At 67.6% G+C, this 23,092-nt stretch carries 22 protein-coding genes; 15 read left to right on the top strand and 7 right to left on the bottom strand.

Annotated features, from left to right (window positions below):
* Nucleotides 1-14: 14 nt before the first annotated feature.
* From AC1Z3W_RS21365 to AC1Z3W_RS21405, 9 genes are all read left to right on the top strand, one after another.
* Nucleotides 15-692: a 2-dehydro-3-deoxy-6-phosphogalactonate aldolase gene (locus tag AC1Z3W_RS21365; protein WP_057926810.1), complete on the top strand. Its 678-nt coding sequence runs from the start codon at nucleotides 15-17 to the stop codon at nucleotides 690-692.
* Complete coding sequence (locus AC1Z3W_RS21370) at nucleotides 692-1,471, top strand: SDR family oxidoreductase (protein WP_124834561.1); 780 nt, start codon at nucleotides 692-694, stop codon at nucleotides 1,469-1,471. Before AC1Z3W_RS21365 ends, AC1Z3W_RS21370 begins: the two co-directional genes overlap by 1 nt.
* A gap of 100 nt (nucleotides 1,472-1,571) precedes the next feature.
* The gene (locus AC1Z3W_RS21375) at nucleotides 1,572-2,567 is read left to right on the top strand and encodes an arabinose ABC transporter substrate-binding protein (protein WP_483508396.1); all 996 of its coding nucleotides are present in this window, start codon (nucleotides 1,572-1,574) and stop codon (nucleotides 2,565-2,567) included.
* A 67-nt stretch (nucleotides 2,568-2,634) separates the two neighbouring features.
* Nucleotides 2,635-4,146 carry an L-arabinose ABC transporter ATP-binding protein AraG gene (gene araG, locus AC1Z3W_RS21380; RefSeq protein ID WP_483508397.1) on the top strand — a complete coding sequence of 504 codons (1,512 nt, stop codon included), beginning with the start codon at nucleotides 2,635-2,637 and terminating at the stop codon, nucleotides 4,144-4,146.
* A 90-nt stretch (nucleotides 4,147-4,236) separates the two neighbouring features.
* On the top strand, nucleotides 4,237-5,253 hold the full coding sequence (araH, locus tag AC1Z3W_RS21385) for an L-arabinose ABC transporter permease AraH (RefSeq protein WP_057926808.1): 1,017 nt from the start codon (nucleotides 4,237-4,239) through the stop codon (nucleotides 5,251-5,253).
* Between the two features lie 23 nt (nucleotides 5,254-5,276).
* The gene (locus AC1Z3W_RS21390; protein ID WP_483508399.1) at nucleotides 5,277-6,092 is read left to right on the top strand and encodes an SDR family NAD(P)-dependent oxidoreductase; all 816 of its coding nucleotides are present in this window, start codon (nucleotides 5,277-5,279) and stop codon (nucleotides 6,090-6,092) included.
* A 74-nt stretch (nucleotides 6,093-6,166) separates the two neighbouring features.
* Complete coding sequence (locus AC1Z3W_RS21395) at nucleotides 6,167-7,228, top strand: aldose 1-epimerase (protein WP_175826766.1); 1,062 nt, start codon at nucleotides 6,167-6,169, stop codon at nucleotides 7,226-7,228.
* 39 nt (nucleotides 7,229-7,267) lie between these two features.
* The gene (gene pyrF / locus AC1Z3W_RS21400) at nucleotides 7,268-8,095 is read left to right on the top strand and encodes an orotidine-5'-phosphate decarboxylase (protein WP_047899773.1); all 828 of its coding nucleotides are present in this window, start codon (nucleotides 7,268-7,270) and stop codon (nucleotides 8,093-8,095) included.
* A gap of 246 nt (nucleotides 8,096-8,341) precedes the next feature.
* Nucleotides 8,342-9,400: an HAD family hydrolase gene (locus AC1Z3W_RS21405; RefSeq protein WP_124834565.1), complete on the top strand. Its 1,059-nt coding sequence runs from the start codon at nucleotides 8,342-8,344 to the stop codon at nucleotides 9,398-9,400.
* A 48-nt stretch (nucleotides 9,401-9,448) separates the two neighbouring features.
* On the opposite strand, the gene AC1Z3W_RS21410 is transcribed toward AC1Z3W_RS21405, so the two are convergent.
* Genes AC1Z3W_RS21410 through thiL form a run of 3 tightly spaced genes read right to left on the bottom strand, consistent with a single transcriptional unit; the run spans nucleotide 9,449 to nucleotide 11,515 of the window.
* Nucleotides 9,449-9,949, bottom strand: coding sequence for a CinA family protein (locus tag AC1Z3W_RS21410; RefSeq protein ID WP_483508400.1), 501 nt, complete (start codon nucleotides 9,947-9,949; stop codon nucleotides 9,449-9,451).
* 32 nt (nucleotides 9,950-9,981) lie between these two features.
* Nucleotides 9,982-10,527 (bottom strand): phosphatidylglycerophosphatase A family protein, encoded by a 546-nt coding sequence (locus AC1Z3W_RS21415; RefSeq protein ID WP_057926803.1) that lies wholly within the window; start codon nucleotides 10,525-10,527, stop codon nucleotides 9,982-9,984.
* Nucleotides 10,517-11,515, bottom strand: coding sequence for a thiamine-phosphate kinase (thiL, locus tag AC1Z3W_RS21420; RefSeq protein ID WP_057926802.1), 999 nt, complete (start codon nucleotides 11,513-11,515; stop codon nucleotides 10,517-10,519). The genes AC1Z3W_RS21415 and thiL overlap by 11 nt, the downstream gene beginning before the upstream one ends.
* Before the next feature lie 179 nt (nucleotides 11,516-11,694).
* On the opposite strand from thiL, the gene AC1Z3W_RS21425 reads away from it, so the two are divergent.
* The 3 genes from AC1Z3W_RS21425 to AC1Z3W_RS21435 all read left to right on the top strand — a co-directional run bounded on the left by AC1Z3W_RS21425 (nucleotide 11,695) and on the right by AC1Z3W_RS21435 (nucleotide 15,387).
* Entirely contained in the window at nucleotides 11,695-13,995 is a 2,301-nt protein-coding gene (locus AC1Z3W_RS21425) for an NADP-dependent malic enzyme (protein ID WP_057926801.1), read from the top strand.
* A 380-nt stretch (nucleotides 13,996-14,375) separates the two neighbouring features.
* On the top strand, nucleotides 14,376-14,807 hold the full coding sequence (locus AC1Z3W_RS21430) for a ribonuclease (protein ID WP_057926800.1): 432 nt from the start codon (nucleotides 14,376-14,378) through the stop codon (nucleotides 14,805-14,807).
* A gap of 16 nt (nucleotides 14,808-14,823) precedes the next feature.
* Complete coding sequence (locus tag AC1Z3W_RS21435; RefSeq protein WP_057926875.1) at nucleotides 14,824-15,387, top strand: barstar family protein; 564 nt, start codon at nucleotides 14,824-14,826, stop codon at nucleotides 15,385-15,387.
* 124 nt (nucleotides 15,388-15,511) lie between these two features.
* On the opposite strand, the gene AC1Z3W_RS21440 is transcribed toward AC1Z3W_RS21435, so the two are convergent.
* The 3 genes from AC1Z3W_RS21440 to speE form a co-directional block, all read right to left on the bottom strand.
* Entirely contained in the window at nucleotides 15,512-16,279 is a 768-nt protein-coding gene (locus AC1Z3W_RS21440; RefSeq protein ID WP_057926799.1) for a 16S rRNA (uracil(1498)-N(3))-methyltransferase, read from the bottom strand.
* Between the two features lie 17 nt (nucleotides 16,280-16,296).
* Nucleotides 16,297-16,713, bottom strand: coding sequence for a VOC family protein (locus AC1Z3W_RS21445; protein WP_175826767.1), 417 nt, complete (start codon nucleotides 16,711-16,713; stop codon nucleotides 16,297-16,299).
* A gap of 236 nt (nucleotides 16,714-16,949) precedes the next feature.
* Nucleotides 16,950-17,807 carry a polyamine aminopropyltransferase gene (speE, locus tag AC1Z3W_RS21450; protein WP_057926797.1) on the bottom strand — a complete coding sequence of 286 codons (858 nt, stop codon included), beginning with the start codon at nucleotides 17,805-17,807 and terminating at the stop codon, nucleotides 16,950-16,952.
* A gap of 216 nt (nucleotides 17,808-18,023) precedes the next feature.
* Between speE and tkt the strand changes: the two genes are divergently transcribed.
* Both tkt and gap read left to right on the top strand, forming a co-directional pair.
* Nucleotides 18,024-20,096 (top strand): transketolase, encoded by a 2,073-nt coding sequence (tkt, locus tag AC1Z3W_RS21455; RefSeq protein WP_483508401.1) that lies wholly within the window; start codon nucleotides 18,024-18,026, stop codon nucleotides 20,094-20,096.
* Between the two features lie 87 nt (nucleotides 20,097-20,183).
* A complete protein-coding gene (gene gap, locus AC1Z3W_RS21460) occupies nucleotides 20,184-21,194 on the top strand; it encodes a type I glyceraldehyde-3-phosphate dehydrogenase (RefSeq protein ID WP_006485712.1) in 1,011 nt (336 codons plus the stop codon).
* A 75-nt stretch (nucleotides 21,195-21,269) separates the two neighbouring features.
* On the opposite strand, the gene AC1Z3W_RS21465 is transcribed toward gap, so the two are convergent.
* Nucleotides 21,270-22,160 (bottom strand): LysR family transcriptional regulator, encoded by an 891-nt coding sequence (locus tag AC1Z3W_RS21465; protein ID WP_124834568.1) that lies wholly within the window; start codon nucleotides 22,158-22,160, stop codon nucleotides 21,270-21,272.
* Between the two features lie 151 nt (nucleotides 22,161-22,311).
* On the opposite strand from AC1Z3W_RS21465, the gene AC1Z3W_RS21470 reads away from it, so the two are divergent.
* Nucleotides 22,312-23,085, top strand: a complete 774-nt coding sequence (locus AC1Z3W_RS21470) for an SDR family NAD(P)-dependent oxidoreductase (protein ID WP_057926874.1) — start codon at nucleotides 22,312-22,314, stop codon at nucleotides 23,083-23,085.
* Nucleotides 23,086-23,092 lie beyond the last annotated feature (7 nt).

The following is a 23,092-nucleotide window of genomic DNA, read 5'->3' on the forward strand; positions in this document are numbered from 1 at the left end:
AAGAGGAACCATCGATGCCGTCCGACCTTACGCTGCCCGCACCGTACACGCCGCATCCCGCACTGACGCGCGCGTTCGACGCGTGTCCGCTGATCGCGATCATGCGCGGCATCACGCCTGCCGAAGCGGCCGACCACGGCCTTGCGCTGCATGAAGCGGGCTTCCGGATCGTCGAGGTGCCGCTCAATTCGCCCGATCCGTTCGACAGCATCGCGGCGCTGCGCCGTGCGTTGCCGGACGACATGATCGTCGGCGCGGGCACCGTGCTGCGCGCCGAACTTGTCGACCGCGTGCAGGACGCCGGCGGCACGCTGATCGTGATGCCGCACAGCGACGCGGCCGTGATCCGCCGCGCGCGCGAGCGCGGGCTCGCGAGCGCACCGGGCGTCGCGACGCCGACCGAGGCGTTCGCCGCACTCGCGAACGGCGCCGACGTGCTGAAGATGTTCCCGGCCGAGCAGCTCGGCGTGCCCATCGTGAAGGCGTGGCGCGCGGTGATCGACCGCGCGGTGCCGCTGATTCCGGTCGGCGGAATTTCGCCGGACAACATGCAGCCGTTCCTCGCGGCCGGCGCCAATGGCTTCGGACTCGGCTCGGCGCTGTACCGGCCCGGCCAGTCGGCGGACGCGACCGCGGCGAACGCGCGCGCGTTCCAGGCCGGCTTGCGCGCGGCGCGCAGCGGAGCGGCGTGATGGGACGCCTCGCAGGCAAGGTCGCGATGGTGACGGGCGCGGGCCGCGGGATCGGCGCCGCGATCGCGCATGCGTTCGTGCGCGAGGGCGCGGCCGTCGCGCTCGTCGATCTCGACTTCCCGCAAGCGCAGCGCACGGCGGCCGCGATCGCCGACGACATCGACGGCGCGCGCGTGCTCGCGCTGCATGCGGACGTCGCGCGGCAGGACTCGGTGCGCGACGCGCTTGCGCAGACCGAAGCCGCATTCGGCCCGCTCGACGTGCTCGTGAACAACGCCGGCATCAACGTGTTCGCCGATCCGTTGACGATGACGGACGACGACTGGCGCCGCTGCTTCGCGGTCGACCTCGACGGCGTGTGGCACGGCTGCCGCGCGGCGCTGGAAGGGATGGTCGAGCGCGGGCGCGGCAGCATCGTGAACATCGCGTCGACGCATGCGTTCCGGATCATCCCGGGCTGCTTTCCGTACCCGGTCGCGAAACATGGCGTGCTGGGCCTCACACGTGCGCTCGGGATCGAATACGCGGCGCGCAACGTGCGTGTGAACGCGATCGCGCCCGGCTATATCGAGACGCAGCTCACGCGCGACTGGTGGGATGCGCAGGCCGACCCGGCCGCGGCGCGCGAGCAGACGCTCGCGCTGCAGCCGATGAAGCGGATCGGCAAACCGGAGGAAGTCGCGATGACGGCCGTGTTCCTCGCATCCGACGAGGCGCCGTTCATCAATGCCGCGTGCATCACCGTCGACGGCGGGCGCGCGGCGCTGTACCACGACTGACGCAACGATTCGACAGACCGCACGTGCGACGGCCGCGCGCACGCTGCGTCGAAACCAACAAGCGGCTGTACCGTTCGATGAAGACAAGGAGACACTGGAGATGAAACGCAGAACGTTCGTAACGCTGGCCGCCGCGGCCGCGGTGGTGATAGGGAGCCCGGTTGCGCACGCGGCCGATCCGGTCAAGATCGGCTTCCTCGTGAAGCAGCCGGAAGAGCCGTGGTTCCAGGACGAGTGGAAGTTCGCGGAGATGGCGGCGAAGGACAACGGCTTCACGCTCGTGAAGATCGGCGCGCCGTCGGGCGAGAAGGTGATGAGCGCGATCGACAACCTGTCCGCGCAGAAGGCGCAGGGCTTCATCATCTGCACACCCGACGTGAAGCTCGGGCCGGGCATCGTCGCGAAGGCGAAGTCGCACAACCTGAAGATGATGACGGTCGACGACCGCCTCGTCGACGGTGCGGGCAAGCCGATCGAGTCGGTGCCGCACATGGGGATTTCCGCGTACAACATCGGCAAGCAGGTCGGCGACGGCATCGCGGCCGAGATCAAGAAGCGCGGCTGGAACATGAAGGACGTCGGCGCGATCGACATCACGTACGAGCAGCTGCCGACCGCGCATGACCGCACGAGCGGCGCGACCGACGCGCTGGTGGCGGCGGGCTTTCCGAAGGCGAACGTGATCGCGGCGCCGCAGGCGAAGACCGACACCGAGAACGCGTTCAACGCGGCGAACATCGCGCTCACCAAGAACCCGCAGTTCAAGCACTGGGTTGCGTACGGCCTGAACGACGAGGCGGTGCTCGGCGCGGTGCGCGCGGCCGAAGGGCGCGGCTTCAAGGCGGACAACATGATCGGCATCGGCATCGGCGGTTCCGAATCGGCGCTCAACGAATTCAAGAAACCGCAGCCGACGGGCTTCTACGGCACCGTGATCATCAGCCCGAAGCGCCACGGCGAGGAAACCTCGGACCTGATGTACGCGTGGATCACGCAGGGCAAGGCACCGCCGGCGCTGACGCTGACGACGGGCATGCTGGCGACGCGCGACAACGTGTCGAAGGTGCGCGAGGAGATGGGGCTCGCCTCGAAGTAAGCGGCTTGCCGGCCGCCGCGGCGATGCGGCAGCCGGCGATCGATGGATCTGCAAGTGAGGAGACGACGTGTCAGCGGCACTGCGTTTTGACAATATCGGCAAGGTATTTCCCGGCGTGCGCGCACTCGACGGCATCTCGTTCGACGTGCATGCGGGCGAGGTGCATGGCCTGATGGGCGAGAACGGCGCGGGCAAGTCGACGCTGCTGAAGATTCTCGGCGGCGAATACCAGCCCGATGCGGGCAGCGTGCTGGTCGACGGCCAGCCCGTGCATTTCTCGAGTGCGGCTGCGTCGATCGCGGCCGGCATTGCAGTGATTCACCAGGAGCTGCAGTACGTGCCCGACCTGACGGTCGCGGAAAACCTGCTGCTCGGCCGCCTGCCGAACGCGCTCGGCTGGGTGAGGAAGGGCGAGGCGAAGCGCCACGTGCGCGAGCGGCTCGCCGCGATGGGCGTCGATCTCGATCCCGATGCGAAGCTCGGGCGGCTGTCGATCGCGCAGCGGCAGATGGTCGAGATCTGCAAGGCGCTGATGCGCAACGCGCGCGTGATCGCGCTCGACGAACCGACGAGCTCGCTGTCGCATCGCGAGACCGAGGTGCTGTTCAAGCTCGTCGACGACCTGCGCGCGCAGGGCCGCGCGCTGATCTACATCTCGCACCGGATGGACGAGATCTACCGGCTGTGCGATGCGTGCACGATCTTCCGCGACGGGCGCAAGATCGCGTCGCACGAATCGCTCGCCGACGTGCCGCGCGAGCGGCTGGTTGCCGAGATGGTCGGGCGCGAGATTTCGGACATCTACCATTACGCGCCACGCGCGCTCGGCAACGTGCGGTTTTCGGCCGAAGACGTCGACGGCCCGGCGCTGCGCGAACCGGCGAGCTTCTCCGTGCGCGCGGGCGAGATCGTCGGGTTCTTCGGTCTCGTCGGCGCGGGGCGCAGCGAACTGATGCGTCTCGTGTACGGCGCGGACCGCCGGCGCGCGGGCGAGCTGACGCTCGACGGCAAGCGCATCGACGTGAAACGCACCGGCGACGCGATCCGCCACGGCATCGTGCTGTGCCCGGAGGATCGCAAGGAAGAAGGGATCATCGCGATGGCGTCGGTCGCGGAGAACATCAACATCAGCTGCCGCCGTCATTCGCTGCGCGCCGGGCTCTTCATCGACCGCAAGACCGAAAGCGCAACGGCCGACCGCTTCATCCAGCGGCTGAAGATCAAGACGCCGAATCGTCGGCAGAAGATCCGCTTCCTGTCGGGCGGCAACCAGCAGAAGGCGATCCTGTCGCGCTGGCTCGCGGAGCCCGACCTGAAGGTCGTGATCCTCGACGAGCCGACGCGCGGCATCGACGTTGGCGCGAAGCACGAGATCTACGACGTGATCTACCGGCTCGCGGAGCGCGGCTGCGCAATCGTGATGGTGTCGTCGGAGCTGCCGGAAGTGCTCGGCGTGTCCGATCGCATCGTCGTGATGCGCGAAGGCCGCATCGCGGGCGAGCTGTCGCGCGAGCAGGCGAACGAGCATGCGGTGCTGAGCCTCGCGCTGCCGCAGACGAGCGTCGTCGAGGCGGCCTGACGGAGTGTCAGGTCGCCGCGGGCGACGCACGATATTCGAATCGATCACGCGCGGCGCGGGCCGCGCGATGCAGGAGCAGGAGACACAACCATGCAAGTCAGGGAAAACCTCGCCAGCGCAGCCGTGAAGCCGTCGGCCGACGCGCTGGTTCCACAGCAGAGCGATCGCCAGAAGTGGTGGCAGCACCTCACCGAATACAGCCTGATCGCGATCTTCGCGGTGATGTTCATCACGATGTCGCTGACGGTCGATCACTTCTTCTCGATCGACAACATGCTTGGCCTCGCGCTGTCGATCTCGCAGATCGGGATGGTCGCGTGCACGATGATGTTCTGTCTGGCCTCGCGCGACTTCGACCTGTCGATCGGCTCGACCGTCGCGTTCTCCGGCGTGCTGTGCGCGATGGTGCTGAACGCGACCGACAACACGTTCGTCGCGATCGTCGCGGCGGTCGCGGCCGGTGCGGCGATCGGGTTCGTGAACGGCGCGGTGATCGCGTACCTGCGCATCAACGCGCTGATCACGACGCTCGCGACGATGGAAATCGTGCGCGGGCTCGGCTTCATCGTGTCGAAGGGGCAGGCGGTCGGCGTGTCGTCGGATACGTTCATCGCGCTCGGCGGGCTGTCGCTGTTCGGCGTATCGCTGCCGATCTGGGTCACGCTCATGTGCTTCATCGTGTTCGGCGTGCTGCTGAACCAGACCGTGTACGGCCGCAACACGCTCGCGATCGGCGGCAACCCCGAGGCATCGCGCCTGGCGGGGATCAACGTCGAACGCACGCGCGTCTACATCTTCCTGATCCAGGGCGCGGTGACGGCGCTCGCAGGCGTGATCCTCGCGTCGCGCATCACGTCGGGCCAGCCGAACGCCGCGCAGGGTTTCGAGCTGAACGTGATCTCCGCATGCGTGCTCGGCGGCGTGTCGCTGATGGGCGGCCGCGCGACGATCTCGGGCGTCGTGATCGGCGTGCTGATCATGGGCACCGTCGAGAACGTGATGAACCTGCTGAACATCGACGCGTTCTACCAGTACCTGGTGCGCGGCGCGATCCTGCTCGCGGCCGTGCTGCTCGACCAGCTGAAGAACCGCGGCGTACGCGACTGACCGATTTCACGGAGACGATTCGCATGACCATCGACACTTCCGCGCAGGACCCGCGCGCCGCGAGCGACGCGCGCTATGCGCGCTACCCGAGCCTCGAGGATCGCGCGGTGCTGATCACGGGCGGCGCGACCGGCATCGGCGCGGCGTTCGTCGAGCACTTCGCGCGACAGGGCGCGCGCGTCGCGTTCGTCGATCTCGACGCGCACGCGGGCCAGGCACTCGCGGAAAGCCTCGCGCAGAGGCCGGACGTACGCCACGCGCCGCTGTTCCTGCCGTGCGACCTGACCGACATCGACGCGTTGCGCCATGCGATCGACGCGATCCGCGCGCGGATCGGCGCGATCGCGGTGCTCGTGAACAACGCGGCCAACGACGCGCGCCACGCGATCGGCGACGTGACACCCGCGTCGTTCGACGCGGGCATCGCGGTGAACCTGCGCCACCAGTTCTTCGCCGCGCAGGCGGTGATCGACGACATGAAGCAGCGCGGCGGCGGCGCGATCATCAACCTCGGCTCGATCAGCTGGATGCTGAAGAACGGCGGCTATCCCGTCTACGTGATGGCGAAGGCGGCCGTGCAGGGGCTCACGCGCGGCCTCGCGCGCGATCTCGGCCCGTTCGGGATCCGCGTGAATTCGCTCGTGCCCGGCTGGGTGATGACGGACAAGCAACGCAGGCTGTGGCTCGACGACGCGGGCCGTGCGGCGATCAAGGCCGGCCAGTGCATCGACGCCGAGCTGCTGCCGGACGATCTCGCGCGCATGGCGCTGTTCCTCGCGGCCGACGACAGCCGGATGATCACCGCGCAGGACGTGGTGGTCGACGGCGGCTGGGCCTGATTGCCGGGGAACGTGTTCGCGCGGCATCGCGCGACGACCCGTATCGATTCATCGACGAAGGAAAGGAGCTCATCATGACCGCCACGTCCTCGCGCGCATCGTCGTCCACGAGCCAGTCGCGCCGCGCGCGCCTGGCTGCCGCCGCGCAGCCGGTCAGCGCCGGCCCGCAGACTGCCGCGCTCGCGCAGGGCATCGGCGCCGCGCATGCGGCGGCCGTCACGCTGTCGAACGCGTCGCTGCGGCTCGACGTGCTGCCGCACCTCGGCGGCGGCATCGCGCGCTTCGACTGGCGCGGCGACGACGGCGCACTGGTGCCGGTGTTCCGCCGCTGCGAGCAACCGGAAACGGCGACCGATCCGAACGCGCTCGCGTGCTATCCGCTGCTGCCGTATTCGAACCGGATCGGCAACGGCCGCTTCGAATGCGATGGGCGCAGCATCGCCGTGCCGCGCAATCGCCGCGACGAGCCGCTGCCGATTCACGGCGACGGCTGGCTCGCGCCGTGGCAGGTGGACGACGCGACCGACACGACGCTGCAACTGTCGCTCGATCGAGCGAGCGGCGCGCCCTATGCGTTCCACGCGATCCAGTCGTTCGCACTCGACGACACGACGCTGTCGATCGCGCTGACGATCGAGAATGCGGGGCGCGCACGGCTGCCGTTCGGTCTCGGCGTGCATCCGTTCGTGGTGCGCGACAACGTGACCGAGCTGGCCGCGGCCGCGGGTGGGCTGTGGCTGTCGGGTGCCGATTTCCTGCCGGTGCGGCACGTGAGCGTGCCGCCGGCCTGGCAGTTTGGCGTCGCCTATCCGCTACCGGCGACGCTCGTCAATCACGCGTTCACCGGCTGGGGCGGTCACGCGACGGTGAGCTGGCCGCGTCGCGGGCTGTCGCTGACGGTGGCGGCGGACGCCGATGCTTACGTGCTGTATACGCCGCCCGGCGAGGATTTCTTCTGCTTCGAGCCGGTCGATCATCCGATCAATGCGGTGAACCTGCCGGGCGGCGCGGCCGCGCACGGGATGACGCTGCTCGCGCCGGGCGAGCGGCTCACGCGGCGTTTCGCGTTCACCGTCGAGCGGACCGATACGCGCGTCGATGCGGCCGCGCGCGAGGGACGCCGGCGACGCGGGTAAAATACGCGGTCTACCAACGGTTTGCCGCGAGTATCCGCCATGTCTTCCCCGCTTACTTTCATCGAATCGCTGCGCGCCGCGTGGCAGCGCACGAATTCGCTGCTGTGCGTCGGCCTCGATCCCGAGCCGTCGCGCTTCCCCGTGCAGTTCGACGGTCAGCCCGACGCGATCTTCGAATTCTGCCGGCAGATCGTCGACGCGACCGCGCAGTATGCGAGCGCGTTCAAGCCGCAGATCGCCTACTTCGCCGCGCATCGCGCGGAGGATCAGCTCGAGCGCCTGATCGCGCACATCCACCTCCAGCATCCGGGCCTGCCCGTGATCCTCGACGCGAAGCGCGGCGACATCGGCAGCACCGCCGAGCAGTACGCGCGCGAAGCGTTCGAGCGCTACCGCGCGGACGCGGTCACGGTGAACCCGTACATGGGCTACGACTCGGTCGAGCCATACTTCGAGCATGAAGGCAAGGGCGTGATCGTGCTGTGCCGCACGTCGAACCCGGGCGGCTCGGACCTGCAGTTCCTCGACACGAACGGCCGGCCGCTGTACCAGGTCGTGGCCGATCTCGCGGCGAACAAGTGGAATGCGAAGAACGGCCAGCTCGGCCTCGTGGTCGGCGCGACGTTCCCGAAGGAAATCGAGATCGTGCGCGGGATCGTCGGCGACATGCCGCTGCTGATTCCCGGCATCGGCGCGCAGGGCGGCGACGTGCAGGCGACCGTCAACGCGGGCCGCACGGCAGACGGCACCGGGATGATGATCAACTCGTCGCGCGCGATCCTGTACGCGAGCAACGGCGAGGATTTCGCCGAAGCCGCGGCGCTCGCCGCACAGAAAACCCGCGACACGATCAACGCGCATCGCTGATTGCGGACGGCACGGGGCGCCCGCACGGGCGGCCCGCTCCGGCAGGCCCGTGCCCGCGGGCACGGGCCGCGTTCTCCGCTGTTCCCCTCCGCCTTCGTCTCCCGCTCGTTCCTGATTCCGTCCCGCTGCATTGGCGCACGCGAACAACTTCCCGTCGCTTGCGTACCGCATGCCGGCGCAGTAATCGCGCGATGCTGCCGCTTGTCATCGATCCGTAATCAAAATGTCAAGAAAGGGAGCGACGCCATGACCAAGCTGTCCCGCCGTTTTCTGAGCGCGCTTGCCGCGTCGTTGTGCATGTCGTTCGTCCACGCGGCGGACCTGTCGCACTGGCCGGCGGGCAGCGCGAAGGCGCTGAATGCGATGATCGCCGCGCATGCGCACCGCGGCGACTATGCGGTATTCGACGCCGACAACACGACCTACCGCTACGATCTCGAGGAATCGCTGCTGCCGTATCTCGAGAACCGCGGCGTGCTCACGCGCGACTCGCTCGATCCGTCGCTGAAGCTGATCCCGTTCAAGGATTCCGCCGACTACAAGGAATCGCTGACAAGCTACTACTACCGGCTCTGCGAGATCGACGATCTCGTCTGCTACCCGTGGATCGCGCAGGCGTTCGCGGGGCTGTCGCTCGCGGAGCTCAAGCGTCACGTCGACGCGATGCTCGCCGACGGGAAGCCCGTGCCGATCCGCTACTGGCACGGTGACAAGGTCGTCGACGGCGCCGCGAATCCGCCGCGCTTCTTCCGCGGGATGCAGGAGCTGTACAACGCGCTGCGCGAGAACGGGATCGAGGTCTACGTGATGACGGCAGCGCACGAGGAACTCGCGCGGCTCGTGCTGTCCGATCCGAAATACGGCTACAACGTGAAGCCGCAGAACGTGATCGGCGTGACGACGCTGCTGCGCAATCCGGCGACGGGCGCGCTGACGACGTCGCGGCTGCAGATCAAGGCCGGCAAGTACGACGAGGCCGCGAACCGCAACCTCGTGATCACGCCGTTCCTGATGAACCCGATGACGTGGTACGAAGGCAAGCTCGGCTCGATCGTCGGCTGGATCGACCAGTGGAAGAAGCCGGTGCTCGTCGCGGGCGACACGCCGATGTCCGACGGCTACATGCTGCTGAATGCGACCGACGTCGCGCGCGGCGGCGTGCGCGTGTGGGTCGACAAGAAGGACAAGCAGATGGCGCAGATCCGCGCGTGGTCGGACGAATCGGCCGCGAAGCAGAAGGCGCTCGGTCTGCCGGTGACGGCGGACAAGAACTGGATCGTCGTGAAACCCGACGCGATCCAGTAAGCAGTGCGGGGCGCCGGCCGCTCCTGCCTCGGCCGTCGCGCGGGCGAATCAGCCTTCGCGCTCGTCGAGCAGCTTCAGCAGCCCGCGCAGCGCATGCGCGGCCGCTTGCGTGCGGATCTGCTCGCGATCGCCCTTGAACACGAGCGTCTCGACGTCGGTATGCAGCCGGTTGCTCCACGCGAACGACACGGTGCCGACCGGCTTCTTCTCGCTGCCGCCCGCCGGGCCTGCGATGCCGGTGACGGACAGCGCGACCTGCGCGCGGCTGTTGCGCAGCGCGCCTTCGGCCATCGCGCGCGCGACCGGCTCGCTGACGGCGCCGTGTTTGTCGATCAGGTCGGGCGGCACGCCGATCATCTCGCTCTTGGCCTGGTTCGAATAGGTGACGAAGCCGCGCTCGAACCACTGGCTGCTGCCGGAGATGTCGGTGATCGCGGCGGCGATCATGCCGCCCGTGCAGGATTCGGCGGTGGCGAGCGACAGGTGCTCGTCACGCAGCTTGTTGCCTGCGCAGATCGCAAGCTGGTGGACGACGGAATCGGTTGGCATGCGCGTCGGGAAACGGGAGTCGGGAAAAGCGGTCAGCCGACGACGGAGCGCCACAGGGCGATCACGAGCAGGGTCATGAACGCGGCGATCAGGTCGTCGATCATGATGCCGAGCCCGCCTTTCATGCGACGGTCGAAATAGCGGATCGGCGGCGGCTTGAGCATGTCGAAGAAGCGGAATACGACGAACGCCCATAGCTGGCCGATGAAGGTCGCGGGCGTGACGAACAGCATCACGAGCCAGATCGCGACGATTTCGTCCCAGACGACGGCACCCGGATCGGTCGTGCCCATCTTGCGCGCGGTGAAGCCGGTGATCCACGTGCCGGCGACGAATCCGACCGCGATCAGCGCCCACCATTCGGGCACCGTCAGGTAGCGGTTCAGCACGACGAACGTGAGCCACCCGAACAGCGAGCCGAACGTGCCGGGCATGAACGGCGCGAGGCCGCTGCCGAAACCGAGCGACACGATGTGCGCAGGGTGCGACAGCATGAAGCGCGCGGTGGCGCGCCGAGGCACGTTCCGGGCGGCGCCGTGCGCGGCCGCGGTTTGCGCGGTCGTCGGGTCAGTCTGCATGGAAGTGGTCGAAACCGTGCAACGTGAGAGTCAGGGGCGCACCGGCGGCATCGCGCCACGCGATCGCGGGCTGCTCCGACGGCGAGGACAACGCGTGTATTGTACCGATTCGCGTGACCCGCACGCCGGCGCTCGCGCCGGCTGCATCGACCGCGGTGCGGGCCGCGGCCGGTGCGGTGAAGCACAGTTCGTAGTCGTCGCCGCCGGCCAGCGTGCAGCGTCGCTGCACGTCGGGCGGCAGCGTCGCGAGCGCGGCCGAGCGCGGCACCGCGTCCGCGTCGATTTCGGCACGCACGTTCGAGCGGGTCAGGATGTGCCGAAGATCGCCGGCGAGGCCGTCCGAGATGTCGAGCGCCGCGTGCGCGACGCCGGCGAGCGCGAGCCCGAGCGCGATGCGCGGCTCGGGACGCTCGAGCGCCTGCCGGAACGCGGCAGCTTCAGCCGCGCCGGCGCTCCATTCGCCGCGCGTCACCCCGAGCCCCGCACGGGCGTCGCCGAGCGTGCCCGACACCCATACGTCGTCGCCGTCGCGCGCGGCATCGCGCCGCAGCGCCGCATCCGGCGCCACTTCGCCGAACACGGTCACGCACAGGTTCAGCGGCCCGCTCGTCGTGTCGCCGCCGATCAGCTCGCAGCCGAACCGCTCGGCGAGCGCGAACAGCCCGTTGCTGAACGCCTCGAGCCACGCGGCATCGGCACGCGGCAGCGCGCATGCAAGCGTGAACGCACGCGGCTCGGCGCCCATCGCCGCGAGATCCGACAGATTGACCGCGAGCGTCTTGTGGCCGAGCGCGTCGGGCGCGACATCGGGGAAGAAGTGGCGGCCCTCGACCAGCATGTCCGTCGAAATGGCCAGCAATTTCCCGGATCGAGGCGCGATCAGCGCGCAATCGTCACCGATGCCGAGCGTCGACGCACGCGCTCCCCGGGCCGCGCGGCGCGCGAAGAAGCGATCGATCAGCGAAAACTCGGACAAGGCGGCTGGCACGGCGGACGGACCCGGAAGCGGTGAAAGGGAACGGCATTGTACGCAGCGAACGGCACTGTTCCTGCGCCGTTCGGTACATTTTTGTCGCGGCTGCTGCACCCGAATCGCCGGTCTGATGGCCTTCGATTGGCGCTACAATGCCGTCGAACAGTCATTCTAATCCGCCCGCCACGAGACACATGTCGACCCAAGCCTCCTCCAAAGCCAAGCTCCGCGAAGCCGCTCTCGACTATCACGAATTCCCGACGCCCGGGAAGATCGCGATCGCCCCGACCAAGCAGATGATCAACCAGCGCGACCTCGCGCTCGCGTATTCGCCGGGCGTCGCGTATGCGTGCGAGGAGATCGTCGAGAACCCGCTGAACGCCGCGCGCTTCACCGCGCGCAGCAACCTGGTCGGCGTCGTCACGAACGGCACCGCGGTGCTCGGGCTCGGCAACATCGGCCCGCTCGCGTCGAAGCCGGTGATGGAAGGCAAGGCCGTACTGTTCAAGAAGTTCGCCGGCATCGACGTGTTCGACATCGAACTGAACGAGTCGGACCCGCACAAGCTGGTCGACGTGATCGCCGCGCTGGAGCCGACCTTCGGCGGGATCAACCTGGAAGACATCAAGGCGCCGGACTGCTTCATCGTCGAGCGCGAGGCGCGCAAGCGGATGAAGATCCCGGTGTTCCACGACGACCAGCACGGCACCGCGATCGTCGTGGCCGCGGCCGTCACGAACGGCCTGAAGGTCGTCGGCAAGGACATCAAGAAGGTCAAGCTGGTCGCGTCCGGCGCGGGCGCGGCGGCACTCGCGTGCCTGGACCTGCTGGTCGACATCGGCCTGCCGCTCGAGAACATCACGGTGACCGACCTGGCCGGCGTGGTCTACAAGGGCCGCGCCGAGCTGATGGATCCGGACAAGGAGCGTTTCGCCCGCGAAACCGAAGCCCGCACGCTGGCCGAGGTGATCGACGGCGCGGACATCTTCCTCGGCCTGTCGGCTGCCGGCGTGCTGAAGCAGGAGATGGTGAAGGGCATGGCGGAGCGCCCGCTGATCCTCGCGCTCGCGAACCCGACGCCGGAAATCCTGCCGGAACTGGCGCTCGAAGTGCGCCCGGATGCCGTGCTGGCCACGGGCCGCACCGACTATCCGAACCAGGTCAACAACGTCCTGTGCTTCCCGTTCATCTTCCGCGGCGCGCTCGACGTCGGCGCGACGACGATCACGCGTGAAATGGAAATCGCGGCCGTCAACGCGATCGCCGAGCTCGCGCAGCACGAGCAGAGCGACATCGTCGCGACCGCCTACGGGATCCAGGACCTGTCGTTCGGGCCCGACTACCTGATTCCGAAGCCGTTCGATCCGCGCCTGATCGTCAAGATCGCGCCGGCCGTCGCCCAAGCCGCGATGGACGGTGGCGTCGCGACGCGCCCGATCGAGGACATGGACGCGTACAAGCAGCACCTGCAGCAGTTCGTGTACCACAGCGGCACGACGATGAAGCCGATCTTCCAGATCGCGCGCGCCGCGGCGGAAGAGAAGAAGCGCGTCGTGTTCGCGGAAGGCGAAGAAGAACGCGTGTTGCGCGCCGTTCAGATCATCGTCGACGAGAAGCTCGCGAAGCCGATCCTGATCGGCCGTCCGTCGGTGATCGAGCACCGTATCCAGCGCTACGGCCTGCGCCTCACGCCGGGCACCGATTTCACGGTCGTCAACACCGAGCACGACGAGCGCTATCGCGACTTCTGGCAGACGTACTACAAGATGATGGCGCGCAAGGGCATCAGCGAGCAGCTGGCTCGCGTCGAGATGCGCCGCCGCACGACGCTGATCGGCTCGATGCTGGTGAAGAAGGGCGAAGCCGACGGGATGATCTGCGGCACGATCAGCACGACGCACCGCCACCTGCACTTCATCGACCAGGTGATCGGCAAGCGAGCCGGCTGCAGCGTGTACGCTGCGATGAACGGCCTCGTGCTGCCGGGCCGCCAGATCTTCCTGGTCGACACGCATGTGAACGTCGATCCGACCCCGGAGCAACTCGCCGAGATCACGATCATGGCGGCGGAAGAAGTGCGCCGGTTCGGCATCGAGCCGAAGGTCGCGCTGCTGTCGCACTCGAATTTCGGCACGAGCAACGCACCTTCGGCGAAGAAGATGCGCGATACGCTCGCGATCCTGCAGGAACGTGCGCCGGAGCTGAAGGTCGATGGCGAAATGCATGGCGACGTCGCGCTCGACGCGGCGCTGCGCAAGGAAATCCTGCCGGAATCGACGCTGGAAGGCGAAGCGAACCTGCTGATCCTGCCGAACATCGACGCCGCGAACATCGCGTACAACCTGCTGAAGACGGCCGCCGGCAACAACATCGCGATCGGGCCGATCCTGCTGGGCGCAGCCCAGCCGGTACACGTGCTGACCGAATCGGCGACCGTTCGCCGCATCGTCAACATGGCGGCGCTGCTGGTCGCCGACGTGAACGCCACGCGCTGAGCCAAAACGAACGCGCCAGGCCGGTCGAACCGGCGTGGCGCGTCGGGCGAAATTGTAAACAAAAGCAAAAAAGGGGCGTGCCCGCAATGGGCACGCCGCGGGTAGGGCGCAAACGCGCTTCCCTCAAGCAACATCAGCATCTCTCTCCACTCAGCATAGCCGGCATGGCAAGGAGGCAGGGTCTTGCCATGGCAGAGATGCCGCTCGCATTTTATCCTATGTAAGATAAATGTAGTGTTGTTTCGGTAAAAAATGCGCAATTCTGGGAATCACGGGGCTTTCGATTCCCAAACGAACATTGATTCGCGCGGACAATAGCGCTACGCTAACGCCTTTGGTTGGTCGTCAACTACTTGATTTAACAGCGGGAACCCTGGTTCATGGCACGCAAGTGGCTCCGCAACGGCGCGCTCGCGTCCGTCTTCGCGATGTTCGCGATGGGTATCGTCGGTACACCGACGGGCAGTCTGGTTTCCGCCGCTTACGCACGGCAGGCCGTCTCGGCCGACATGGCCGTCGGCGGGGTCGATACGATCCCGACCGCTCGTCTGCCGCGCGAGGCCGTGACCACGCTTGGCCTGATCGGCGCCGGTGGCCCCTATCCGTACGAGAAAGACGGTGTCGTCTTCGGCAACCGCGAGCGGATCCTGCCGAAGGCGAAGCGCGGCTTCTACCACGAGTACACGGTGCCGACGCCGCGCGCACGCAATCGCGGCGCGCGCCGGATCGTCTGTGGCGGGCCCTTGCGCCGGGTCGACAACTGTTATTACACGGACGACCACTACAACAGTTTTAAACGTATTGTTGAATGACTTCGGGATGAACGGCATGAGCGACTCCATCTACGCGCACGACACGGCGGCGGCGGAACTGTTCGCGGCCGGCGACGGCAATCTGTTTCAGCGCGTGATGCAACTACACGCGGCGGCACAGGCCGGCGGCGCGCCGGAGCAACAGGAAGCTGCGCCCGGGCTTTCATCGAACGAGGAGCCTATGAGCCTTTTCACGACCGTGCGACCCAACCTCGTGCAGTCGATCCGCGCGTTCCGCGTGCAGGATCTCGCCGACGAAGCCGGCCGGCTCGGCCAGCATTTCCTGTATGCGTATTGCGGCGCCGCGCAGTCGAAGCAGGAAGTGATGGAGACGATCGCGACGTCGTTCCTGTTTCCGAAGCATTTCGGCAAGAACTACGACGCGCTGTACGACTGCCTGACCGACCTCGTCGCGAAGGCCGGTGCGCAGCCCGGTTTCGTGATCGTCCTCGAAGGGCTGCCGATCGCGCAGAAATTCGACAAGGAAGGGCGCGAGACGCTGCTCGACGTGTTCCGCGAAGCCGCCGAGTTTTGGGCCGAGCGCAAGGTCGCGTTCCGCGTGTTCTACTCGTTCGCGTAAGTCTGTATCCATCGGCCGCCCACCTGCGGCCGATCTGCCGAAAAGCCCGCGTCGAGCGGGCTTTTTTGCGTCTGCGAGAACGCTGACGGGCCGTGCTCCTCCGTGGCCCGGCACGATCTGCTCGTCACCACCCGCCCCAGCGTGCCGCGAGGGCGGCGAGCACGGCCGCACCGGCCGTCTCGGTGCGCAGCACGCGCGGGCCGAGCGACAATGCGGTGAACCCGTGTGCGCGGGCCGCGTTTTCCTCGTCCGGCGACAGCCCGCCCTCCGGCCCGATCAGCAGCGTGACCGCTGCCGCGGGCGGTGCGTCGGGCAGCGACGCGAACGGGATACTCGCGCGCGGCGACAGCAGCAGCCGCAGCTCGCCGTCGGCCGGCGCGGCCGGCAGCGTATCGAGCCACGCGCCAAAGCCCCGTACCGCCGCGACATCGGGCACGCGGTTGCGCCCGCATTGTTCGCACGACGCACGCACGACGCCGCGCCAGTGCGCGACGCGCTTGTCCGCGCGCTCGCCCGACAGTTTCACGACGCCGCGCGCGGTCGACAGCGGCACGACCGCCGCGACGCCGAGCTCGACGGCCTTCTCGATCACCCAGTCCATCTTGTCGCCGCCGGCGATGCCTTGCGCGAGCGTCACGCGATAGGGCGGCTCGGCCTCGGCCGGGTCGAACGCTTCGATCTGCGCGAGCGCGGTGCGCTTGTCGATCTCGACGAGCCGCGCGCGGTACTGGCCGCCGTTGCCGTCGAACAGCGCGAGCGCGTCGCCGGGCTGCAGCCGCAGCACTTGCGCGTGACGCGCGACGTCGGCCGGCAGCGTGAGCGTCGCATCGGCGTGCAGCGCCGCTTCGACGAAAAAGCGCGGCACGGCCGCGGTGGTGGTGGCTTCATTCATGCTTGATGCGGCTCCGTTCATGCGCCCAGGCGACACCCGAGTGCCCAGCGATAGCCGTCGAGATCCTCGATTTGCGCGAAGCGGTCGCCCCAGAACTGGTCTTGCGGCGCGGTCAGCGACTTCGCGCCCGCGTCGAGCGCGCGCTGCCAGGTCGCGTCGACGTCGTCGACATACAGATAGAACGACTGCGGGGCAGTTGCGTGCGCACTCTTCGGCGTGAGGGCGATCGAGCCGAACGCGCCTTCGGGCGCGAACATCACGATCAGCTGCCCTCGGTAGGTCATCTCGACGTGCATGATCGCGCCGTCCTCGTCGTGGACGTCGCGCAGCTCGAAGCCGAATGCGGCCTGGAAGAACTCGATGGCCGCCTGCGCATTGCGCACGGCCAGATAAGGCGTCAACCAAGGCACGTTGGCCGGACGTGGATCGGTCATGAAATCTCCTGTCGGACAGTGGTGGTGCTTTAGCGCCTGCCCTGTTCCGATGCTTTGCGCTCGAACAGTATTGGCGCTTGGGCGGCTGCTCCGGTCATATGCGTTGCGATCCCGCGGATAGTGGCGCCCGGTGCGGTTCCGCCGCGGGCCGCTGTATCGTTGCGGGCCTGCGCGTCGCAGGTCGAGCGCGGGAGAAAGCGCGACCAACCCACGCAACGCTGCGTTCGCCCGGAAGCTCAGCGGCGAACGCCCAGTGTATCGCGCAGCGCGCGCGGCAGGGCAAAGAGGGCCGCATGAAGTCGCGCATCGTAGTAGCGCAGGCCTTGCACGCGGCGCGCGGCGAGGCGTTCGTCGACGTCGTGCGCGAACAGCGAGGCCGCATCGAGCGTATCGCTCGCGATCGCCATCAGCCACTGGGAGCCGTACAGCGGCACGTGCGCGGACAGCGGGTCGACGACCGTGAAGCTCGCGCGCAGGTCGTCGAGCAGCGCGGCGATGCGCGCCGTGTGGAACACCGGCGAGCCGAGATGCATCGAGATCGCGCCGCAGGGCGTGAGGATCCGCTTGAGCCGCGCGTAGAATTCGCGCGTATAGAGGCCGGCCGCCGGCGAATCGGGCGGCGTGAGGTCGAACACGACGAGATCGAAATGCTCGACGGTCGACGTGACGAAATGCGCGGCGTCGCCAATCACGACCTCGACGCGCGGGTCGTCGAGCGCACCCTGGTGCACATCGTCGAGATAGCGGCGCGCCATGCCGACCACTTCGTCGTCGAGCTCCGCGACGACGATCCGCTCGATGCACGCATGCTTGAGCAACTGGCGCGCGGCGCCGCCGTCGCCGCCGCCGAGCACGAGCGCCTTCCTCGGGTACGGATGCGCGAGCGCGGCCGGGTGCGTCATGCACTCGTGGTACACGTATTCGTCGCCGACCGACGTCATTGGCCGGCCGTCGAGCGTAAACAGGCGGCCGAGCTGCGGGGTTTCCCAGACCTCGATGTGCTGGTGCGGCGATGCGACGTGCGCGAGCCGACGTGCGTTCGGGAAGCCGTACGCGGCGTCGGGCGTGGGATGGAAGAGTAGGGTCGTGCTCACGGGCGGGCCGCTCGGGGCGGGCAGTTCCGACGTCTGAATTATAGGAGGCGCGCGGGTCCGCGGAAATGCGTGCCGGAACACCGTGCGCCGACAAGGGAAATGTCAGCCCATCTGTTAAAATGACGAGCTTTGCAGCCCCGTCCGTAGGCTCCGTCCGCTTCGCGTCCGTCAGGCGCCGCACCGCGCGCCGGGAACGATTGACGCTCGAGCTTCCGGATGCCGCCGTGCCCCCGTTTCCTCGACTCGTTCTCCGGACTCGACATGACGACTTCGTCTCCCGCCTCCACCACCCTGATGGCCAACGCGATCCGTGCGCTCGCGATGGATGCCGTCCAGCAAGCGAACTCCGGCCACCCCGGCATGCCGATGGGCATGGCCGAAATCGGCGTCGCGCTTTGGTCGCGCCATCTGAAGCACAACCCGACGAACCCGCACTGGGCGGATCGCGACCGCTTCGTGCTGTCGAACGGCCATGGCTCGATGCTGCTGTACTCGCTGCTGCACCTGACCGGCTACGACCTGCCGATGGAAGAGCTGAAGAACTTCCGCCAGCTGCACTCGAAGACGCCGGGCCACCCGGAATACGGCATCACGCCGGGCGTCGAGACGACCACCGGCCCGCTCGGCCAGGGTCTCGCGAACGCGGTCGGCATGGCGCTCGGCGAAGCGCTGATGGCCGACGAGTTCAACCGTGACGGCGCGAAGATCGTCGATCACCACACGTACGTGTTCCTCGGCGACGGCTGCCTGATGGAAGGCATCTCGCACGAAGCCTGCTCGCTCGCGGGCACGCTGAAGCTGAACAAGCTGATCGCGCTGTACGACGACAACGGCATCTCGATCGACGGCGACGTCGTGAACTGGTTCCACGACGATACCCCGAAGCGCTTCGAGGCGTACGGCTGGAACGTGATCCCGAACGTGAACGGCCACGACGTCGACGCGGTCGACGCGGCGATCGCGAAGGCGAAGCTGTCGGACAAGCCGACGCTGATCTGCTGCAAGACGGTGATCGGCCAGGGCGCGGCGACCAAGGCCGGCGGCCACGACGTGCACGGCGCGGCGCTCGGCGCGGAAGAAATCGCGAAGACGCGCGAAGCGCTCGGCTGGAAGTGGGAGCCGTTCGTGATTCCGCAGGAAGTCTATGCGGCATGGGACGCGAAGGAAGCCGGCAAGCGTGCTGAAACCGAATGGGACGCGACGTTCGCGCAATATCGCGCCAAGTTCCCGGCAGAAGCGGCTGAATTCGAGCGCCGGATGGCCAACCAGCTGCCGGCCGACTGGGCCGAGAAGGCCGCGGCGATCATCGCCGGCGCGAACGAGCGCGCCGAGACGGTCGCGACCCGCAAGGCGTCGCAGCAGGCGATCGAAGGGCTGGCCGCCGCACTGCCGGAACTGCTCGGCGGCTCGGCCGACCTGACCGGTTCGAACCTGACCAACTGGAAGGCGTCGAAGGCGGTGCGCGCGAATCCGGAAGGCGCGGGCGTGCTGCTCGGCAACCACATCAACTACGGCGTGCGCGAATTCGGCATGAGCGCCGCGATCAACGGCCTCGCGCTGCACGGCGGCCACAAGCCGTTCGGCGGCACGTTCCTGACGTTCTCCGACTACAGCCGCAACGCGCTGCGCGTGGCCGCGCTGATGAAGGTGCCGTCGATCTTCGTGTTCACGCACGATTCGATCGGCCTCGGCGAAGACGGCCCGACGCACCAGTCGATCGAGCACGTGTCGAGCCTGCGCTTGATCCCGAACCACGACGTATGGCGTCCGGCCGACACGGTCGAGACGGCCGTCGCATGGACGCACGCGGTGGCTGCCGACCGTCCGTCGAGCCTGATCTTCAGCCGCCAGAACCTCGCGTTCAACCCGCGCACCGACGCGCAGATCGCGAACATCGAGAAGGGCGGCTACGTGCTGAAGGACTGGGACGAAGAGATCGTCGCGCGCAAGATCATCCTGATCGCGACGGGCTCGGAAGTCGAACTCGCGATGAAGGCCGTCGAGCCGCTCGCGCAGCAGGGCATCGCGGCCCGCGTCGTGTCGATGCCGTCGACCAACGTGTTCGACCGCCAGGACGCCGAATACCGCGAACGCGTACTGCCGCACGGCGTGCGCCGCGTCGCGATCGAAGCGGGCGTGACCGCGTTCTGGCACAAGTACGTCGGCCTCGAAGGCGGCGTCGTCGGGATCGACACGTTCGGCGAATCGGCGCCGGCCGGCGTGCTGTTCAAGTACTTCGGCTTCACCGTCGAGCACGTCGTCGAGACCGCGAAGGCCGTGCTGGCCTAAAAGCATTCGCGACGCGCGCCACCCCTCGCGCGCGTCGCACCGTGAAGCTGCACGAATCGAATTTTTTCAGCCATCAGGAGATAAACCATGACGATCCGCGTCGCAATCAACGGCTACGGCCGTATCGGCCGCAACACGCTGCGCGCGTTCTATGAAAACGGCAAGAAGCACGATCTCGAGATCGTCGCGATCAACGACCTGGGCGATGCGAAGACCAACGCGCACCTGACCCAGTACGACACCGCGCACGGCAAGTTCCCGGGCGAAGTGTCGGTCGACGGCGATTACCTCGTCGTGAACGGCGACAAGATCCGCGTGCTGGCCAACCGCAACCCGGCAGAACTGCCGTGGGGCGAACTCGGCGTCGACGTCGTGATGGAATGCACGGGCTTCTTCACGACGAAGGAAAAGGCGAGCGCGCACCTGAAGGGCGGCGCGAAGAAGGTGATCATCTCGGCGCCGGGCGGCAAGGATGTCGACGCGACGATCGTCTACGGCGTGAACCACGACGTGCTGAAGGCCGAGCACACCGTCATCTCGAACGCATCGTGCACGACGAACTGCCTCGCGCCGCTCGTCAAGCCGCTGAACGACAAGATCGGCCTCGAAACCGGCCTGATGACGACGATCCACGCGTACACGAACGACCAGGTGCTGACGGACGTCTACCACGAAGACCTGCGTCGCGCGCGTTCGGCCACGCACAGCCAGATCCCGACGAAGACGGGTGCCGCATCGGCCGTCGGCCTGGTGCTGCCGGAACTGAACGGCAAGCTCGACGGTTACGCGATCCGCGTCCCGACGATCAACGTGTCGATCGTCGACCTGTCGTTCATCGCGAAGCGCGATACGACGGTCGAGGAAGTCAACGCGATCATGAAGGAAGCATCGGAAGGCGCGCTGAAGGGTATCCTCGGCTACAACGACGCACCGCTGGTGTCGATCGACTTCAACCACAACCCGGCTTCGTCGACGTTCGACGCCACGCTGACCAAGGTGTCGGGCCGCCTCGTCAAGGTGTCGAGCTGGTACGACAACGAGTGGGGTTTCTCGAACCGCATGCTGGATACGGCAGTCGCATTCGCGAACGCGAAGTAATCCCGTACGTGGCGCGGCTGCCGCAAGGCGGCCCGCGCGGCGAACGAACCCGGCCCGATTCTGCGGCCGGGTTTTTTATTGCCCGGCGTTCGCCGTCGTGTGTTCGAGCGCGTCGACGAACGCGCGCTTCAGCGGGCTGTCGAGGTCGGTCCACGCGAGCCCGATGCCGGTGCGGTGGCCGGCCAGGTCGAGCGGCCGTGCGAGCACGTTCGGCGGCAGTGCGCTCGCGGCTTCCGACGGGATCAGCCCGATACCCATCCCGGCCGCGACGAGCGCGAGCATCGTCGTGAACTCCCCGAACTCCTGCGCGATCTCGAGCGTCGTGCCCGCGCGGCTCAGCGCGAGCAGCATGTCATCGTGAAAGCCGGGCGCGTAGCGGCGCGCGAGCACGAACGCGGGCTGGTCGCGCAAAGCGTCCGGCGCGATCGTGGCGTGCGCGGCGAGCGGATGGTCGAGCGGCAGTGCGACGACGAAACCTTCCTCGAGCACCACGCGCGTGTCGATGCCCGCATACGCGGCCGGCAGCCGGATCATCCCGAAATCGATGCGCCGGTCGCGCAGCGCGGCGACCTGATCGGGCGTCGGCAAATCCTTCAGTTCGACCGTGATCAGCGGATAGCGCTCGCGCATCGTGCGCAGCACGGCCGGCAGCAGCGCCGGCAGCACCGACGACACGAACGCGATGCGCAGCGTGCCGATCTCGCCGCGGCTCGACAGTCGCGCCATCTGCTCCGCGCGCGCGGCCTGCTGCAGCGTGGCGCGCGCCTCGGGCAGGAACACGCGCCCCGTATCGCTCAGTTCGACCTTGTGCCGGTCGCGCTCGAACAGGCGCGCGCCGAGCTCTTCCTCGAGTGCCTTGATCTGCATGCTCAGTGCGGGCTGCACGATGAACAGGCGCTGCGCTGCGCGCCCGAAATGCAGTTCTTCCGCGAGCGTGACGAAGGCGCGCAATTGCTTGAGTTCCATGGGCGGCGGGCAGGTGAGAGCGGTAATCAGGTTTCATGATAACCGGATCAAAAAAGACCATTGGCGCGGCGCCCGGCTGGCAGCCGAAGATACCTTCAACGCGAGACCGGCCGCGATGGGCCGCCGGCTCGACTGGCACGAGGAGACACGCATGAACAACGCGCTTGACCGGTTCCGCCTCGACGGCCGCCGCGCACTGATTACCGGTTCCGGACGCGGGATCGGGCTGACGCTCGCCCGCGGGCTCGCCGAAGCGGGGGCGGCTATCGTCATCAACGATCGCAATGAAGAGAAGGCCGCGACGCTCGTGCGGCACCTGCGCGAGGAAGGCTTCACGGCCGATTACGCGGTATTCGATGTCGCCGAGCATGCGCAGGTGCGCGCGGCGATCGACGATTTCGAGGCGCGCGCCGGCGCGATCGACATCCTCGTGAACAATGCGGGCATCCAGCGCCGCGCACCGCTCGACGCGTTCGAACCCGACGACTGGCATGCTCTGATGCGCGTGAACCTCGACGGCGTGTTCAACGTCGCGCAGGCCGTCGCGCGGCACATGATCGCGCGCGGCCGCGGGAAGATCATCAACATCTGCTCGGTGCAGAGCGAGCTCGCGCGGCCGACGATCGCGCCATACGCGGCGACCAAGGGCGCGGTGCGGATGCTGACGAAAGGGATGTGCGCCGACTGGGCGCGCCACGGCATCCAGGCGAACGGCCTCGCGCCCGGCTATTTCGAAACCGAACTCAACCGCGCGCTGGTCGATGATGCGGCGTTCTCCGACTGGCTGTGCAAGCGCACGCCGGCCGGTCGCTGGGGGCGCGTGGACGAGCTGTGCGGCGCGGCGATCTTCCTCGCGTCGGCCGCATCCGATTTCGTGAACGGCCAGACGCTGTTCGTCGACGGTGGCTTGACCAGCGCCGTTTGAGCGGCGG

Source organism: Burkholderia sp. 10_S31 (genome assembly GCF_056930375.1).